The sequence below is a fragment of the Desulfobacterales bacterium genome, assembly GCA_034003325.1.
Taxonomy (GTDB): domain Bacteria; phylum Desulfobacterota; class Desulfobacteria; order Desulfobacterales; family JAFDDL01; genus JAVEYW01.
On sequence record JAVEYW010000004.1, the window covers coordinates 213,807 to 231,112 of the forward strand.

Annotated in this window: 12 protein-coding genes; 4 read left to right on the forward strand and 8 right to left on the reverse strand. The window is 53.8% G+C overall.

Going from position 1 to position 17,306, the window contains the following annotated elements; translation table 11 throughout:
• Positions 1 to 274 precede the first annotated feature (274 nt).
• The gene (locus tag RBT11_05890; protein MDX9786282.1) at positions 275 to 646 is read left to right on the forward strand and encodes a response regulator; all 372 of its coding nucleotides are present in this window, start codon (positions 275 to 277) and stop codon (positions 644 to 646) included.
• Here the strand turns inward: RBT11_05890 and RBT11_05895 are convergent.
• Both RBT11_05895 and RBT11_05900 read right to left on the reverse strand, forming a co-directional pair.
• Entirely contained in the window at positions 643 to 2,286 is a 1,644-nt protein-coding gene (locus RBT11_05895) for a PAS domain S-box protein (protein ID MDX9786283.1), read from the reverse strand. The two genes, RBT11_05890 and RBT11_05895, sit on opposite strands and share 4 nt — an antisense overlap.
• A gap of 102 nt (positions 2,287 to 2,388) precedes the next feature.
• A complete protein-coding gene (locus RBT11_05900) occupies positions 2,389 to 2,850 on the reverse strand; it encodes a superoxide dismutase [Ni] (GenBank protein MDX9786284.1) in 462 nt (153 codons plus the stop codon).
• Between the two features lie 331 nt (positions 2,851 to 3,181).
• Between RBT11_05900 and RBT11_05905 the strand changes: the two genes are divergently transcribed.
• Positions 3,182 to 4,135 (forward strand): exopolyphosphatase, encoded by a 954-nt coding sequence (locus RBT11_05905; GenBank protein MDX9786285.1) that lies wholly within the window; start codon positions 3,182 to 3,184, stop codon positions 4,133 to 4,135.
• Between the two features lie 60 nt (positions 4,136 to 4,195).
• On the opposite strand, the gene RBT11_05910 is transcribed toward RBT11_05905, so the two are convergent.
• The 5 genes from RBT11_05910 to RBT11_05930 form a co-directional block, all read right to left on the reverse strand.
• Positions 4,196 to 5,506, reverse strand: a complete 1,311-nt coding sequence (locus RBT11_05910; GenBank protein ID MDX9786286.1) for a PAS domain S-box protein — start codon at positions 5,504 to 5,506, stop codon at positions 4,196 to 4,198.
• Positions 5,506 to 8,469, reverse strand: a complete 2,964-nt coding sequence (locus RBT11_05915) for a chemotaxis protein CheB (protein MDX9786287.1) — start codon at positions 8,467 to 8,469, stop codon at positions 5,506 to 5,508. The genes RBT11_05910 and RBT11_05915 overlap by 1 nt, the downstream gene beginning before the upstream one ends.
• Positions 8,470 to 8,605: 136 nt before the next feature.
• Entirely contained in the window at positions 8,606 to 9,904 is a 1,299-nt protein-coding gene (locus RBT11_05920; protein MDX9786288.1) for a 2-oxo acid dehydrogenase subunit E2, read from the reverse strand.
• A gap of 15 nt (positions 9,905 to 9,919) precedes the next feature.
• Positions 9,920 to 12,598 (reverse strand): pyruvate dehydrogenase (acetyl-transferring), homodimeric type, encoded by a 2,679-nt coding sequence (aceE, locus tag RBT11_05925; GenBank protein MDX9786289.1) that lies wholly within the window; start codon positions 12,596 to 12,598, stop codon positions 9,920 to 9,922.
• A 93-nt stretch (positions 12,599 to 12,691) separates the two neighbouring features.
• Positions 12,692 to 13,270 carry an OsmC family protein gene (locus tag RBT11_05930; GenBank protein MDX9786290.1) on the reverse strand — a complete coding sequence of 193 codons (579 nt, stop codon included), beginning with the start codon at positions 13,268 to 13,270 and terminating at the stop codon, positions 12,692 to 12,694.
• A gap of 503 nt (positions 13,271 to 13,773) precedes the next feature.
• On the opposite strand from RBT11_05930, the gene RBT11_05935 reads away from it, so the two are divergent.
• On the forward strand, positions 13,774 to 14,436 hold the full coding sequence (locus tag RBT11_05935) for a response regulator transcription factor (GenBank protein ID MDX9786291.1): 663 nt from the start codon (positions 13,774 to 13,776) through the stop codon (positions 14,434 to 14,436).
• A gap of 272 nt (positions 14,437 to 14,708) precedes the next feature.
• Positions 14,709 to 15,152 carry a response regulator gene (locus tag RBT11_05940; protein MDX9786292.1) on the forward strand — a complete coding sequence of 148 codons (444 nt, stop codon included), beginning with the start codon at positions 14,709 to 14,711 and terminating at the stop codon, positions 15,150 to 15,152.
• 679 nt (positions 15,153 to 15,831) lie between these two features.
• Here the strand turns inward: RBT11_05940 and RBT11_05945 are convergent.
• On the reverse strand, positions 15,832 to 17,289 hold the full coding sequence (locus RBT11_05945; protein ID MDX9786293.1) for a cytochrome c peroxidase: 1,458 nt from the start codon (positions 17,287 to 17,289) through the stop codon (positions 15,832 to 15,834).
• Positions 17,290 to 17,306: the final 17 nt, after the last annotated feature.

Consider the following 17,306-nt stretch of genomic DNA (forward strand, 5'->3'; position numbering starts at 1 on the left):
GAAGGTTGTTAGCTGCCAAGCATCCCAGCCGCCCAGCTTCCGGCTTTGCCGGGTTAGGGTCTGTTTCCGAATTGGTTCGGCAGGTCGACCTTTCCCTGCCATTTCATAATGACTGATATGATCAAATAGCCTCTAAAAAGGCAAGAATAAAGAACGTTCGAAGGCCATAACGCCGTGCTAAAGCAGTTTGAAACCCGGTATACTGTCCAGACCCCATTGGCTTTCAGTGTCGCAAACGCTATGGAATAGACATTCAGGAGAGGAGTCTCACTTCATGTCAAAAGCGGTCCTGATTGCCGAATCCAATGAGATGTTATCAAGGGCGCTGTCGGACACCTTATCCTTTATGGGATTTTCGATTATCGGCAAAACCCCCCTGAGAAGCCGTGTCGTGGCATTGGCAGAAAAAACCAAGCCGGATCTTTTGTTGTTTGATTTAGCGCTTTCAGGCGAGGGCATGGCCGGGCTTTCGGATATTCAGCGCCTTAAACAACAGCTTCCGGAATTAAAAATTCTGCTTCTGGGCTTCCATGAATCGACCGATCAGATCGAAACGAAAATCGCTGATGCCGGCTTTAACGGATTATGGAACAAATGCGAGGGCCGGGCTTGTTTAATTGAAAAATTGAAACTGCTTTTTCCTTAAGTTTTTGCTCCCTGAACCCTCCCGGCAGCACTGAATGCTGATCGTCCACTGTTCAGGGGACCATTCGGTATCGATGCAAACAGAATCGTTCCCTTTCCCGGTTCAGAAGTTACCCGAAATTCCCCGTTGCAGATTTCAACCCGCTCTTTCATGCTGCGCAGCCCAAAACCGCTCATCGTTTGATCCAGGTCAAGCGCCTGAAGAACATCAAACCCGCATCCATCGTCCTCAACCTTGAGAGAAAGCCTATTGTCCGACTCAGCAAGCTCGATACGCACCTTGCCCGCGCTGCTGTGTTTCCCGACATTGTTCAGCGCTTCTTGAACTATTCGGTAGATAACCGTCGTGATCTCATCGGGGATATCCTCCCGGGACACATTAATCTGAAAATCCACCGCTATGTCCGTATAAAATTGTTTGAAATTTTTTATGTTTTCAGAGATCGCGGCCGTCAGTCCGAAATCGTCGAGCGCCAGTGAGCGCATCTGATGGGATATGCGTTTGCTTTCCTTGATGGTGTCGGCCAGGTAACCGATGATTTGTTCCAACGACGTGATTTCCTCATCGGGCAACAGCAGTTTAAAGTGCTCATGCAACCTGGTTTCCAGCATCATTTTAATTGCGGACAGGCTGCCGCCGATACTGTCGTGAATTTCCTTCGACAGCGCTTTTCGATCGTTTTCCATGGCTGAAATGGTATGCCGCGAAAGCTCGTGCAGTTGTCTGTTGCGCAATTCCAATTCAGCGGTTCGCTCGGCAACGGTCTTTTCAAGTTCCCTTTTTGACACTTCGAGTGCCGCTTGAATATTTTTGGATTCGGTGATGTCCCGGCTGACGCCGATCAATGCAACCGCCTTGCCGTTTTCATCAAATACGGCGCGGCGGCTGTCGCTGAACCAACGGTAAGCGCCGCTTTTAACCTGCCATCGATATTCAATTGTTTTTTCAATTACCTCACCGGCTATGATCCCTGCCAGATAGGTGCCAAAAGCGATGCGGTCTTCGGGATGAAGGCGCCTTTCAAATTCCGTCATCGATCTTATCTGTTCTTCGGATCTGAACCCCGACAGCCTTTCCCGGGAAGGGCTCATGAATATATAACGACCAGTTCGCAGATCCAGTTGGTGAATACCGTCCCATGAGTTTTCCACCACCATGCGAAACCGTGTTTCGCTTTCCCGCAAGGCTATTTCCACGTGTTCCGACCGTACCGTCCCCGTGATATCGCGCATCACATACAGCGCACTGCCGGGTTTGCTCTCGACCGGATGAATGCGGATGGACAGCACCCGTTGATGACCGGATTTTTCGGAGATCACCCATTCCCTGTGGACGACGTCTCCTTTTCCTTTCAGCGCCGGAATGTCCCGGACATCGGCATTCAACAGACAATAAATGGTCCCCGACGCACTCACCTGCTCACAGGAAAGGCCTATCACCGTCGTGGTATTGGGGCTGGCATACGTGATGTTTCCCCCGGCATCGGTAAGCACCACCGCGTCCGATATGCTTTCCAGGATGAGGCGATACATCCTTTCAGATGCCTTCAAATCATTATAGGCGTTCAAAACCGTATCTTTCTCCGCTCTGAGCGCCTCGATCCGCCGCGCTATTTTTTCATCGCTGAATTGATCATTCATGGCAGTCACGGGACGGAAACGGGCCGGTTGCGCACCGTAGATTCCGGCCCACCGGTCCCACGAAGGATATATCCGTTCGATGAGTTATGGAGGCGCTGAGCGCTACGGATGGGCGGGTCCAAAGTACAGGGTCTCAAACGACTTCAACAGGGTACGCAACGTCTCCACGTGAGACAAGTCAACGGTTTGCTTGCACTGCATGGCCGTGACCAGCAGTTTATGCAAGAGTTTGAGTTTCTCCTCGTATTTGTCGGCGTCCGGCTTGATTCGCTGGGCCAAAAAGTACTGATAAACAACCTCCTGGATTTTATCGGCGTGCGCTTCCTTGTTGACGACCCATCGCACCAGTTGGTTATAATTGACGGGTTTTTGTTCGCTCAACTCTTTTATCTGCTTCATGGCTTTTTCGATCGTGGTCGCATCCTCTGCGATCATCGCGATACGCAGATGGTCATCATAGATCCCGCAGGGGATTTCACAATGCGCGCCCGCTTGAGACGCCGGCAGCAGGCCGATGAGAAAAAGCAGCATCGCCACGCCCGTCACGCTGATCATCCGTTTCATATTATTCTCCCGTACCGGTTGAAACACCTGTTAATTCGCAAAATTCAGCAATTACCCGAATTCTATCCCCAACCGCGCCGTCGGGGGAATAGGGTTCAGCCTGTAATCGTTTCCCGATCGGACGGTATATGCAACCTGTGCCCCATACCGGCCCAGCCCGATGGATCATTCTTTATGTCAGCCCGAGCGCCACCCCGACGGGTTGCTTCCCCCTTCTCCAAAAAATGGGGGAAATCATGTATTTCCCTGCGGGAGAAAATAACGGATAATAAAATACTGATCAGGCTTTGCCGGTCTATGCCGAACCATTCAGAACAAGCGGGTATTTCTTATGAATCAGTTAAGAATCGTCACGCGTCCGGATTTTGACGGGGTTGTTTGCGCGGTTCTGTTGTTGGAAGCCATGGCCATCGAGCGGCCGGTGAAATGGGTTCAGCCGGACGAAGTTCAACAAACCGGGATTGACATCGACGAACGGGATATTCTGGCCAATCTGCCGTTTGATCCTCGCTGCGGTTTGTGGTTTGATCATCATTACAGCAACATTCCGACACACCAGTTCCAGGGGGCTTTCCAACTCGCCCCATCGGCGGCAAGAGTGATTTACAATTATTACCGGAACCGGTTCAACGGCCGGTTTTGCCGGCTGGTCAAAAAGGCGGATAAAATTGATAGCGCGGATTTTACCGTTGAAGACGTCCTTCACCCCGAAAATGACCCCTACTTTCTCCTGTCACTGACCCTGCCGCACACCACTCCCGGCCTATCCGAAACGGCCTATGTCGAGAAGGTGGTTTCCCTGCTGAGAAATACGGACATTCACGGCGTGCTCACGGACGACGATGTCCGGAAGCGATGCAGCAACACCATTGAACAGGACCGGCAATTCAAAGTGTTGCTGAAATCACGAACCCGGTTAAAGGACCGGGTGTCGCTTACCGATTACCGCCCGATCCATCCGCTTCAAAAAGGCAATCGCTTTCTGATCTATACCCTCTTTCCCGATATGCTCGCCGCTATCGAGATTTGCTACCGGGATGAGCGCAAGGAGAGGGTCCGGATCAGCGTGGGGCACAATATATTCAATCGGGTCTGCCGGGTGAATATCGGCCGAATGCTTTCCGAATACGGCGGCGGCGGTCACCGGGAAGCCGGCGGGTGCACACTCCGGGCAAATGAAGTCGACCGCTATCTTCCCCGAATCATCCAAACGCTCATCGAGAACGAACCAAACGAGGATACGGACCCCATGACCGATGATCCGTTATCGGTGCAATCCGCGTGAAGGCCCGGGAAAGCCGGCGTTGACCCCCACGGGTGGCAACGGTTGGATCAGGGGTTCGAATCAGATCGGCATTTTTCGGGTAAGGGTGGTGGGAACGCTGAGGGTGATTCGGTTCCCCTGCCCCGGTGCGCTGTCGATTACCAAACTGCCCCCGACATAGTCGGCGCGCTCCCAAAGGCTCAGAAGTCCCAAACCGGGGGCCGCCGCGGATGATCTCAAGATGGCGGGATCGAACCCTCTCCCCTCGTCACTGACGGTGATCGAAAGGGTGTGCCCGGAGCCGGCGGAGAGGTGCACCTGAGCTCGTTGCACCCCGGCATGCTTGACCACATTGAACAATAGCTCCTGCGCAACCCGGAAGATGAAAGTCTTCAAGGGTGTGCTGTCAATTTCCCGGAACTCCTCCGCTGTGATATGAACCTCGAGCCCGAACCGCTCACGCATCTGCCGGGCCAACCACCGCAGCGTGTCCACCAGCCCCGAATAGTGTATGATCGAAGGGCTCAGCTCGTAAGACAGATGTCGCGATTTGTCAATCGCCCTTGAGAGCATCTGCGCCACATCCGCGAGCTTGGTTACCCGGGGCATGCTCTCATGAACCGCTTGCACCTGGAACCGGGCGGCGGCCAGAATCTGCTGCAGATCCTCGTGCAACAGGGTTGCGATCCGCTGCCTTTCGCGCTCTTCGGCCTCGATCAGGTTCACGGCCAGGGTCTGAAGCTGCCCGGCGCGGCTTTCGGCCAGTTCGGTACGCTCGGCCACCTGCTGTTCCAGGGTTTCATTCAGTTGCCTCAGCGCGTCCTCGGCCCGTTTGAGGCCCGTGATATCGGTGACCGCAATTCGAATATGCTTGTTCTCACTGCTACCGTCTTGAACCCGCAGGCATTCCAGATGGACGTAAAATACACTGCCGTCGTTTTTGACCAACCTGAGTTGGAAGGACTGGAAATCTCCGGTTTCCAGAAGGCGCTTGCGATGAAGATACCAGATATCCCGGTCTTCACCGGAAATAAAATGACTGAAAGTCCGGCCGACAAGGGTCGCCCGCGGCCGGTCCAGGATGCAGGCGGCGGTCAGGTTCGCTGCCGCGACAGCGCCCGTTTCATCGACGGTAAAATAGGCCGTGGGCGCAAAATCGTACAAATGGACATAGCGATTCCGGGTTTTTTCTAGTTCGGCCTGAATGCGACGCAGCTCATCGTTTTGCATCTTGAGCTCCATCTGGTGAACGCGAAGTTCATGGACCAGCTTGGCGATCTCTTTAGGTGGCATGCCGGTCAGCTCTTCGTCGGCGTCCGCCTGATCCAGCAACCGTTCAGCCTTTTGCCTGAGTTTCCGGCCGCCTTCCGTATCGAAAGAATCGTTTTTCACTACTGCGGTTTCCCTTCAGATAACCATGCCAGGTTCCGTTCGGTGGTCGCTATTTCAACGGGCCGCCCGCTTCCATCCGTCAGCGGCGTCACGGTCATCCAGACATCCAGGATCGAACCGGATTTGGTTTTGCGCCGGGTTTTAAAGGATCGCACGGTTTCACCCTGTTGAATCTTATCGATCATCGCCTGAACCTCCCGTTGCCTCTCTTCGGGGAGAAGGGCCGCGACATTCATTTGCAGCGCCTCTGCTTCCGTCCAACCGTACATTTTTTGGGCGCCCTTGTTCCAGGCCAAAATCCGGCCTTTAAAATCCTGTACCATAATCGCATCATTGGAGTCTTCCAGAACTGTGGCAAAACGCTTTAATTGACCGACCTGCGGCTGAATATTAATAAATGTCATCACCACGCCGTCAATGACATTGTCCGTCGTGCGGTACGGCATGACTTTGACCTGATACGAAATATGGTCTTCCGATTCGATCTGCATTTCCAGGGTATTGAGATCATCGAGCACGCGTTGGGCCCGTTGCGCCAGATCGACCTGCGGAAAGCTGGTCTTAAGGTCGTTTAAGGGTCTGTTAATGTCGGTCGGAATCAGCTTGATGATCCGTGCCGCGGCCGGTGTGTAGCGTTTGATGCAAAGGCGGGTGTCCAAAAAGAGGGAGGCGATGTCGGTGGCGCTGAGCAAGTTGTTCAGGTCGTCGCTGGTCCTGGACAGTTCCTGAACCTTGTTTTGAAGCTCCGTATTGACCGTGTTGAGCTCTTCATTGGTCGATTGCAATTCCTCCTTGGAGGTTTCCAGTTCTTCGTTTGTGCTTTGCAGTTCCTCGTTGACCGATTGCAACTCCTCGTTGGTCGATTGCAGCTCCTCGTTGGCGGTTTCCAGTTTTTCGATGGTGGTCTGAAGATAGTCACGGGTCGATTGCAGTTCCTGTTCCAGCTGCCGGGTGTTTGAACTTTTGATGGTTCCCCGGGCTGTTTTCGGCGACGCATCCGGTGTGGTGTGATCGGTTGTGTACTCCCGGGTCTTTTCCTCAAAGACAACCAGTAAAAGCCCGGTGGGCAGTCGCTTATCGGTGAACGGGCTCACGGAGAGGTTCACCATGCAATAAGCGTTGTCGTATTGAACCCGAATGCCGTTGCGGGTGGTGCGTTTTTTTTCAATTTTCGCCTGGTGCAGCGTGGCGGTCAGGTCGAGCTTGAGGTCCGGCCGCACCATGTTCAAAAGGTTGAAGCTGGGCTTGCCGGTCGGCGGCACAAGGTACTTTTCGCTCCGGCCCACAAAATGCAAAATCTCGTACTTCTCATCGATCAACACGGCCGAGGCTGCGTATTGGTCCAAAACCGTTTTCTCAGCTAGGGCTTGCAGATCGACCGGTCTCCGCGGGGGAGGGGCCGCCTCGGATGCGCTTCGGGCCACACCGTCAAGCGCTCTGTTGGTCGGATAATCGATGGGTTTGCGGGAATGCCCCTCCTTGTATTGATAGATCTTCCACCGGCTGTCCAGGGGTTCAAACAAATCATCAAACTCGCCGATCGACTCCGCACTCCCCAGAAACAAGATGCCTTCCGGATTCATGGCATAGTGCAGCAACGGGATGATTTTTTTCTGCAGCGGCGCATTCAGATAGATCAGCAGATTTCTGCAGCACACCAGGTCCAGCTTTGAAAAAGGAGGGTCTTTGATGATACTTTGAAGTGAGAATATGACCATGTCGCGGATCTGCTGCTTAACCTTGCACATGCCCTGTTCGGTCGTAAAAAACCGCTTTAAGCGCTCCTTGGAAACATCCACGGCAATGCTTTCGGGATAAACCCCTTTGCGGGCGGTTTCGATGGCCGCCTCATCGATGTCGGAGGCGAAAATATTTAAATTCAAGCGTTTGTCTATTTTTTCCATGGCTTCTGCAAACAGGATGGCCAACGAATAGGCCTCCTCGCCGGTGGCGCAGCCCACCACCCAGCAGCGCACCGTCTCATTTCCATCTTTTCGTTGCAGTATTTTTTGGACCCCCTTTTGCGCCAATGCGGTAAAGGCATCTGGATCCCTGAAAAAATTCGTCACGCCGATCAACAGGTCCTTGAACAGGATGGCGGCTTCCCCGGGGGTCTTTTGCAGGTAAAGAACGTAGTCGGAAAGCTTGTCGAGCTGATGAACCGCCAGGCGGCGCTCGATACGGCGCTGGATGGTGTTGGGTTTGTAATTTGAAAAATCGTGCCCGGTGGCGCTGCGGATAAGGGCGTAAATTTTTTCAAGCTGTTGTTGGGTGCCGGCTTCGGACAGCTTAATCTTGCCCGGCGAACTTAAAAATGGATGCCGGATATACTCCAGCAGGGTTTGCGGCATTCTATCTATCGGAACGATGAAATCGACCACGCCCGTTCCGATGGCGCTTATGGGCATGCCGTCGTATTTGGCCGTTTCCGGATCCTGAACCATGGCCATGCCGCCTTCGCCCTTGATGGCCTTGATCCCCAGGGTTCCGTCCGTGGCCGTACCCGAAAGGATTATACCGATGGCCATTTCCTTTTGATCCTCGGAGAGCGACCGGAAGAAAAAATCGATGGGCATGTTGACGCCGCCTGCTTTGACCGGTTCCATCAGATGCAGGGAGCTGTTGAAAATGGCCACATTCTTATTAGGCGGGTTCAGATAGACGAAGCCCGGCGATAGGGGCATGCCGTCTTCGATTTCCCGGACGGTAAGGGGGGTGTGTTTTGCCAGAAGCTCCGCCATAATGCTTTTATGATGCGGACTGAGGTGCTGAATGATCACAAAGGCGATGGGGGCATCAGCCGGCATTTTTGAAAAAAAGGCTTCCAGGGTTTCCAAACCGCCTGCCGAAGCACCAATGCCCACAATCGGAAAATCGGAACCGGCTTTTTTACGCTTCTGCCCCTTATTCGTTATATCAGGCTGTTGGCGGAGAGGCGCTGCGATTTTCTTTTGGGTCGGCATCAGCTTGCTCCTGTAATTTCAATAGCTGAATAGCGAATAAAACAAGAAATTATGATAGAAGATAGAAAAGGTTCCACAAGAATGCAAATCAATTTCAGCATGAAAAACCCATCATTGTCTGAAATATGGGCCATTTTCACGGCAAGTCGAGATGCAGGATCAGGGGCTGCTCGATGCACTCACGAATATAATTAAGAAACCGTGCCGCATCGGCACCGTCCATGATTCGGTGGTCGTAGGAAAGTGCCAGCGGCAGCATGGTCCGCGGCCGAACCTCGCCGTCGAAGTATTCGGGTTCGGTAGATGCCCGGCTTATGCCCAGAATGGCGGCCTGGGGCCAAAAGACCACCGGGGTAAAATTCGTGCCGCCGATGCCGCCCTGGTTTGAAATCGTAAAAGAGCCCCCTTCCATTTCATCGGGCTTGATCTTTTTGTCACGCGCTCGCCGGGCCAGGTCCACAATTTCAATGGATAGGGCCGTCATTGTTTTACGGTCGACATTCCGCACGACCGGTACCAACAGACCGCGCGGCGTATCGACCGCCAGTCCGATATGGACGTATTTTTTCAAAATCAACCGGTTATTTTCCAGATCAATGCTGGCATTGAATTGGGGAAATCGTAGGAGCGCCGCGGCGCAAATCTTCATCAGAACGGTCGTAAGGGTCAACTTCCCGCCCTGATCAGCCACTTTGTCGGCTTGCTGACGAATAAATGCCGTTACACCCGTAATATCCGCCCGCTCGAACTGCGTTACGTGCACCACCGACCGCCATGCGACGGACGTACTTTCCGCGGTCAGGCGGCGGACCATACCCAGCTCACGGGTTTCGATCTCCCCCCAGCGGCTGAAATCGGGAAGCCCCGCCCGCGCCTCCTCACGAGCGGCCGAACCACTGCGTTTACCCCCGGCCGCGAGCACCTGCTTTACATACCTCTTGACGTCGGTCTCCGTAATCCGGTCACCGGGTCCGGCGGGCGGCACCGCATGAATATCTACGCCCATTTCCCGCGCAAAACGGCGGACCGAGGGAGATGATGCCGGCGTCGGGACCCATTCTTCTTTTTCTTCTTCTTCCCTATTTTCTTCCACGACTTTGGCATCTGCCGGTTTTTTTTCCGTTTCCGCCGCTGCTATTTCAGCATCGGCTTTTGGCGCTTTTTCCCGGCCGGCTTCCTTTCCGACATCCGCTGTTGGTTCGGTATCGATTTTAGCAATGACATCGCCCACCTTCTTCTCGTCGCCTTCTTTGACGACAATCTCCGTAATCCGACCTTTGTACGGCGAGGGGATTTCAACCACCGCTTTGTCGGTCTCAAGCTCGATGATGGGATCATCTACATCGACCTCGTCTCCCGGCGAGACGAGTATGCCGACAACCGTTCCGAAGGTGACATTTTCACTGATGTCTGGGATTTTGATTTCTTTTATCATAATGCGTATTTCATCCTATGAAAAGAGAGGGTCTGCTTTTTTTGAATCAATGTCGAGTTTTTTCGCGGCGCTTTCCATCTTTGAGAGACTTATCCGCTTCTCTCGCAGAAGGGCTCCGAGCGCCGCATAGGCGATATGCCGCGCATCGACTTCAAAGAAATCCCGCAACGCCGATCGGCTGTCACTGCGGCCGTAGCCATCGGTACCGAGCAGCATCATGTCACCCGGCACCCATTTGGCAATCATCGCGGGCAGCGCCTTGAGATAATCGCTAACGGCCACGAATACGCCTGTTTCATTCGCGAGCTGCCGGCCGATGTGGGAAAGTTGTGCTTCCCGCCGCGGATGGCGAAGGTTATCCCGTTCGACGCCAATGGCATCCCAATAAAGGTTTTTATAACTGGTGACACTCCACACATCGGCGGCCACACCGAAATCATTCTCCAGCAGCACCTGTGCGCCGAGCGCTTCATTCATGATGGCGCCGCCGGCCAACAGATGCGCCTTTAGCTTTGTCTTCCGGTTTCCGGAAGTCCGAAACTTGTACAATCCTTTCAGAATGCCTTCTTCGGCGCCCTCCGGCATAGCGGGCATCGGGTAAAATTCGTTCGTTACGGTCAGATAATAGATGAGGTCTTCTTCCTCGACCAATATTCGGCGAAGGCCTTCCCGGACAATGACCGCGATCTCATAGGCAAAGGCCGGATCATAGGCGCGCACTGAGGGATGGCCCAGCGCCAGCACATGGCTGTGCCCGTCCTGATGCTGCAACCCTTCACCGGCCAGGGTCGTTCGGCCGGAGGTTGCCCCCACCAGAAATCCGCGCGCACGGGCATCTCCAGCCGCCCAGAGCAGATCTCCGATGCGCTGGAATCCGAACATCGAGTAGAAAAAGAAAAAAGGAACCGTCCGAATGCCATAGGTCGAATAGGCCGTGCCGGCGGCGATAAACGAAGACACCGAACCGGCCTCGGTGATGCCCTCCTCGAGGATCTGGCCGTCTTGAGCCTCCTTGTAATAAAGCAGCGTGTCTTTGTCGACCGGTTCGTAATGTTGTCCCAGGTGCGAATAGATTCCGTATTTGCGAAAGAGTGACTCCATGCCGAACGTTCGGGCTTCATCGGGAATGATGGGCACGATGTACTTGCCACAGGCTTTGTCCGCCAGCAGTTTCCCCAACAGTTGAACCATCGCCATGGTGGTGGCCACCTGGCGATCACCGGTGCCTTTCATGAGGTCGTCGAAAACCGCCTGCCCGGCAGGGGTTACTGCGGCCGCGGAAGTACGCCGTTTCGGCACATATCCGCCCAGGTCGGACCGGCGGTTTTCAAGATACCTCATTTCTTCACTCTCGGCCGCCGGCCGGTAAAAGGGTGTTTCCCCGATCTTATCATCTGGAATCGGAATACCGAAGCGACTCCGGAAATGCCGCAGTTCTTCTTCGTTCAGCTTTTTTTGCTGATGGGTCACGTTGCGTCCTTCACCGGCCTCGCCCAGCCCGTACCCCTTGATCGTTTTTGCCAGAATCACGGTCGGCGATCCGTTGTGGTTCACTGCGGCATGATAGGCAGCATAGACTTTTTCAGGGTCGTGACCACCCCGGCGAAGTTTCCACAATTGCTCGTCCGTATAATGGCGAACCATCTCCAGGAGTTCCGGATATTTTCCGAAAAAATCCTTTCGAATAAACGCCCCGTCGGTTGCAGAATATAATTGGTACTGGCCGTCGGGCACCTCTTCCATGCGCCGCACGAGCAGACCTTTCTCATCCCCGGCCAGCAACGGATCCCAATCGCCGCCCCAGATCACCTTGATGACGTTCCACCCAGCGCCGAGAAAGACGGTTTCCAGTTCCTGAATGATCTTGCCATTGCCGCGCACCGGCCCATCGAGACGTTGCAGGTTGCAGTTGATCACAAAAATAAGGTTGTCCAGGTTTTCCCGGGCCGCCAGGGTAACTGCCCCGAGCGATTCGGGTTCGTCCATTTCACCGTCACCGAGAAACGCCCAAACTCTCTGGTCGTCCGGCGGTTTGAGGCCGCGATCTGCGAGGTACCTGGCAAATCGTGCCTGGTAGATGGACATAATCGGCGAAAGCCCCATGGAGACAGTCGGAACCTGCCAGAACCCGGGCAACAGATAGGGGTGGGGATAAGAAGACAGGCCACCGGCCGGTTGGCACTCCCGCCTGAAATTTTCCAGTTGGGTTTCGCTGATTCGCCCCTCCAGAAAGGCGCGAGCGTAAACACCGGGAGCGGCATGGCCCTGGAAATAGATGATATCCCCGGGATGGTTCCCGCTTTTGGCCCGGAAAAAATGGTTAAATCCCACCTCAAAGAGGGTGGCGCAGGAAGCATAGGTGGAAATGTGCCCCCCGATGCCACTTTCCCGGCGGTTGGCCCGGACCACCATGGCCATGGCGTTCCAACGAATGATGCTTTTGATCCGTCGCTCAATCTCACGACTGCCTGGAAACACCGCCTGCCGCGCCACCGGTATGGTGTTGACGTATGGCGTGGTAAATGAACACTCGGCGCCGACGCCGTATGCGCCCGCTCTGAATTGCAGACGACGCAGCAGTTGCCGGACGCGCTCCCGGCCCTGACCGCGATACACATCTTCCAGGGATTCCAGCCACTCCCGATTTTCCAGCTCTATTTCCTCAGCGTCGGGTTTGCTTTTCTTGGCAGTCATGACGTCTCGTTTCTTTTCGGCTGTTATATCGATCCGGACCCGTGCCACGGTGGTCGATAATGGCAAAGGCGATTATGTCCGGCCGGTTCGAATTTATTTCGCCAGTTGGACCTTTACCGGCACAGCCCGGGTGATCGTATCGAAAACCGGGGAGTAGGAAGGGCCCAACTGCACGATTTCTTCCAGTTTTTCGGGAGGGGCATCCGCATCGATATTCACGAACATCCGGATTTCCTTATAGCCTCGGGGGACATCATCCCGAAGTCCGAGAAACCCCTGTAAATCGATATCGCCCTCCAGTCTCGATTCCATTGATCGAATGACGATGCCTCTGGCTGCGGCGTGGTACACGATGGACGTGGTCACGCATGCCGCCAAGGCGGTCAGGGCATACTCCACGGGATTGGGGCCAAGGTCCCGTCCCAACAGAAGCGGCGGTTCGTCGGCATCCAGCACAAAGGGCGCCTGGTGTTCGTGATCCTGCTGGACGCCATGGAAGTTTTTAAGGGTGGTCCGGTTATGACCGCCTTTGATCCACATATTATCCGCTCTGAATTTAAAGGTGGCAATGACAGGCGATTTTTTGACGGCCTCGATGGTATTAAAGAGTTCATCGACAGCCACACCGTTGACACTGTTTCCGGTTTTAATTTTTTCGGCTGATGGTTCCATTTTTAAATTCTCCTTTTTTTATCGGTTCATGTCGCATTCGCAATGCGGCACTTAGTTCTGATCTGGCTATGCCGGAACTAATTATTTTTAGCCGCAGTTATCATCGTGCGGAATGGGGTAAAACCAGTAGACGTGGCAATTTTGTTCTATATTTCGAACCGGGGTTGACCTGACGGCACGGGCTACTCCGGCCGGCAACGACACGCGGGTTTTACAGTCGGGACTGATTTCGGCCACCAAAGGAACGCTGCGTTATCTGATTGGACGAGAATACTGCCCATTACAGCCTGTTATACCGAATATGCCCCATTGGGTCGCGGTCGCATCCCAGGTAAGGTACCGGTAGGGTTGTTGATTACCAATCGGTCAAGCGACATGCTATTATGCCGCCTTTCTATTTGAATTGATTATTTATTAAAGCAAAACCCGCTTATTATGGCACACAGTTATCGTCCATACGCGCCGAATAAAATCGATGAACATTCGAATAAGGAGAGGCAGCGATGGGAGCCCCGATAAAGGTATTAATCGTAGAAGACCATCAACTGCTCAGAGAGGCGTTGAAAGCCATCCTTGAAGCCCGGCCGGATTTAGAAATCGTTGGGGAGGCGGCCGATGGTCTGGCCGCCATTCGCAACGTCAAACGACTACGGCCGGACCTGCTCCTGCTGGATTTGTCAATGCCCCGAATGAATGGACTTTCCGTATTGCTGGAAGCCAAGGCCTATCTGCCCGAGCTCAAGATTCTGGTCCTGACAATGCATGAATCCGATGAACATGTGCTAAGAACATTCGAAGCCGGGGCAAACGGTTATTGCTGTAAAAACGACGGCCGCCAAGAGCTTCTCATGGCCATCGACACTGTGTTGGCGGGCAATACCTACATCAGCCCCACCATTTCCAGGAATGTCCTGAAGGGGTTTTTGGAGTTGCGAAACCGGGTGACGCCCGCAAGCCCGTGGGAAACTGTCACCCAGCGGGAAAAAGAGATCCTGAAACTGCTCGCCGAGGGATATTCCAACAAGGAAATTGCCGAGATGCTGCATATCAGCGTCAAAACCGTGGATAAGCACCGCTCAAACCTCATGTCCAAGCTCGATCTGCACAATGTACCGAATCTCACCACGCTCGCCATTGAAAAAGGCCTGGTTGAGAAAAAAACCTGATGCCGCCCCCTCGCTGATAACAAAATGTCGTCATTCAGCCAGCACAACCAAAATCCATGTCCCATAGTCCGAAGCAAATTAACAGAAGAGAGTCTCGATGCGCCAAATTCCCCGAAGCATTCACCGCACCGATCCGCACTCGTAAATAGGGTGTAGAACCCATTTTCATCCGGGCCAGATAATCGTAATGAATATAAACAGCAAAAGGTCCGATTGACGATGCACGCCCCCAGTATGGCTGCCATTACACACTTTCTGGACGAGGTGCAAGAATGACGGTTAACACGATAAGAGAAACAGTGACGCCACCGGAGGTCCCGGGTGGCCCGGTAATTGCCGGACAACGGAGAAAACGGGCGCTGGTTGTGGATGACAACCTGGACTCACGAGTACTTGTTTCCCTTTTTCTCCGTAAATTTGAATTCGATATCGCCGAGGCCGGAAACGGACAGGAGGCGTTCAACCTGTTTCGGCAGCAGCGTTTCGACGTGGTGGTCACCGATCTGCAAATGCCGGTGATGGACGGGCTGACCCTTATGGGAAAAATCAAGGCCGTGTCGCGAAAGACACCGGTGGTGGTAATGACGGGCTGTGGCGCGGAAAATGTCCAGCAATTGGTGGGAATGACCGCGGCGGCGGATGTCTTGCATAAACCCTTCGGCTTCGGTCGGTTCAAAGACGCCATAGAGACGCTGTTCAATTCTCGTTTGTTCTGAATCTCATAAACACCCATCCCAACAGGCAAATGGATCGCTTCCCGGGTCAGGGTTTCAGGCGGCGAAATCCGATTTTCCCGGACCATCCTCCGGATACGGACCGACCTCCATAGCGCACGGTTTCAGGTCAAAGTCACCAAAATATAAAAACTTTCGTAACCACTCAGGAATACAGAATTCAGGAGCCAGAATTCAGAATAATGCACTAACCTCCTGAGTCTTCATTCAACTAGATTAATCCGGCTGCTTTCATTTGTTTTTATTCTGAATTCTGTATTCTGTCCCCTGGCTACTGAGCAGTTACAATTTTTGTTTTCATTTGATACCCTCCTCTTCAATGATAAAGTGGTTGTTGGTTCGAAAAAACGATCATGTCGCCGCCCTCCGTCCTGGACGCGCAGGCACCTTAGCGGATATGGGGGCCGCGGCTTTCAGCAAGTGCCGGGCCTCCGGGGGTGGCCTTGGCTCTCATCGCCCACACCCGCCGCGCAAGCGCATGACGATGAGAGCCGACCGCTGCCAATCGACATCGATAATCGGCAACGGTGCTTTGTGGAGCAAAAGACCCCGTTAGACCCTATCAGAAACATACACGTTTTTGCGTGTATGTTCACTGAAGGTGAAAGATGGCTTTTATGCCTCCCAGCATCCCAGCCTTCCAGCATCCGGCTTTGCCGGATCAGGGGGTTTCAATATAACCGTCTGAAAGGGTCTTCAAAAAGGTTATAATTTTGACCCCGTCCGTCGGGAACATGAATGGCTGCATCATGATTCGGTTCTCATCGAGTTCTGGCTCGGGGAACATATTGGGGTTTGGCGTCTGACCGTCACCCATGCCACCGCCGCCCATACCACCGCCGCCCATGCCACCACCACCCATACCACCGCCTCCGCCCATGCCGCTATCCATTGTGGCGCGCCAGGCGTAGAAGTGAACAATGCCGTCCATGCCGTCCAGCGACTTGAAAAAGCCATTGTGCCCGTAGGATTTTACAAATCCTGGATCGGGGCGAAAATCGACATTGCGTACTGTGGGGGTCTTGAATTTACCCATTTCAACCGAATAAATTTCTGCCGAATAACCGGCTGCCTTGAGAAAACCTCCCAGACCCGGGTCCACCCAGTTGATGCCGTCCGGGTTCCATTTTTGGGGCATAAAGTAAAACGGGTTTTCCGGATTTCTGGGGATGCCGAGATTGTGATAGCTGAAATCGGTGAACAGGGGATAACCCGCGGAACCTTCCGTAAGGGTGTGACAGGAAGCACAATTGCCCCGGTTCGGATCATTAAACACCGCAAGGCCCTTGAGTTCGTCATCGGTCAGCCCGAGATTTCTGTAATGCTCCCAGCGAATCGGGTTGTTCTGGGCATTGCCACCGCCACCGCCGCCGCCCGGTCCCATGCCCATAGGGATGCCGTTCGCCCGGATGTTGCTCGGATTTTTACCCGCGGCCTTTGCATTCGCCCAGAACAGATCGAACTTGGAGGTGTATGGGCTGGATTCGGCGCTTCTTTCGTATGCGGCCACGGACCGGACGATACGCTCGTAAGTACCCTCGACATCTTTCACAAAGTCAAGTGACCCGGGTCCCCACACCGCTTCAAAAAGCCCGGCATAATCGGAATGCGCAACCCGAAGGCATACTAGCTTGGCATTCGGCATGGCCTGCTCCAGCGGGTTTAAAAAAGGCCCCATGGCCTGTTCCGCCAACGGATCGCCGAGCGACCAGCCGGTGGCCCGGCCGTCCCAGAACATGCCGCCGATCCATGAGGTTATACCTAAATTCACGTCGTAGTCTGGATTATAATAAAGTACAGGACTCTCCCCGCAATAAGCGGAGGTCGGCGGTTTTCGATTGCCGTAGCGCGTCGCGATCGCCCCCTCGTAAACGGCCAGGCTGTCGTTGACATCGGAATCCGGGCCGGTGAAAGCGGCGACAGGATCATGGCAACTCGCGCACGACTGAAGACCGGTTACCGACAGGCTGGAATCGAAAAATATAGCCTTGCCGAGGCTTATCAATTCAACATTTTCAGGCTCTTCTGCTGCCTGAGCCCGTGACGCCAGGGGATTTCCGAAAACGGATGGACCGACCACAAAAGTCATTGCAATCAAGATATAAGCTATTTTTTTCATACGGATGTTCCTTTCCG

What these genes read in the sequence shown, in the direction of transcription:
- RBT11_05890 (MDX9786282.1), top strand. Translation starts at nt 275, where the DNA reads ATGTCAAAAGCGGTCCTGATTGCCGAATCCAATGAGATGTTATCAAGG.
- RBT11_05895 (MDX9786283.1), bottom strand. Translation starts at nt 2,286, where the DNA reads ATGAATGATCAATTCAGCGATGAAAAAATAGCGCGGCGGATCGAGGCG.
- RBT11_05900 (MDX9786284.1), bottom strand. Translation starts at nt 2,850, where the DNA reads ATGAAACGGATGATCAGCGTGACGGGCGTGGCGATGCTGCTTTTTCTC.
- RBT11_05905 (MDX9786285.1), top strand. Translation starts at nt 3,182, where the DNA reads ATGAATCAGTTAAGAATCGTCACGCGTCCGGATTTTGACGGGGTTGTT.
- RBT11_05915 (MDX9786287.1), bottom strand. Translation starts at nt 8,469, where the DNA reads ATGCCGACCCAAAAGAAAATCGCAGCGCCTCTCCGCCAACAGCCTGAT.
- RBT11_05920 (MDX9786288.1), bottom strand. Translation starts at nt 9,904, where the DNA reads ATGATAAAAGAAATCAAAATCCCAGACATCAGTGAAAATGTCACCTTC.
- aceE (MDX9786289.1), bottom strand. Translation starts at nt 12,598, where the DNA reads ATGACTGCCAAGAAAAGCAAACCCGACGCTGAGGAAATAGAGCTGGAA.
- RBT11_05930 (MDX9786290.1), bottom strand. Translation starts at nt 13,270, where the DNA reads ATGGAACCATCAGCCGAAAAAATTAAAACCGGAAACAGTGTCAACGGT.
- RBT11_05935 (MDX9786291.1), top strand. Translation starts at nt 13,774, where the DNA reads ATGGGAGCCCCGATAAAGGTATTAATCGTAGAAGACCATCAACTGCTC.
- RBT11_05940 (MDX9786292.1), top strand. Translation starts at nt 14,709, where the DNA reads ATGACGGTTAACACGATAAGAGAAACAGTGACGCCACCGGAGGTCCCG.
- RBT11_05945 (MDX9786293.1), bottom strand. Translation starts at nt 17,289, where the DNA reads ATGAAAAAAATAGCTTATATCTTGATTGCAATGACTTTTGTGGTCGGT.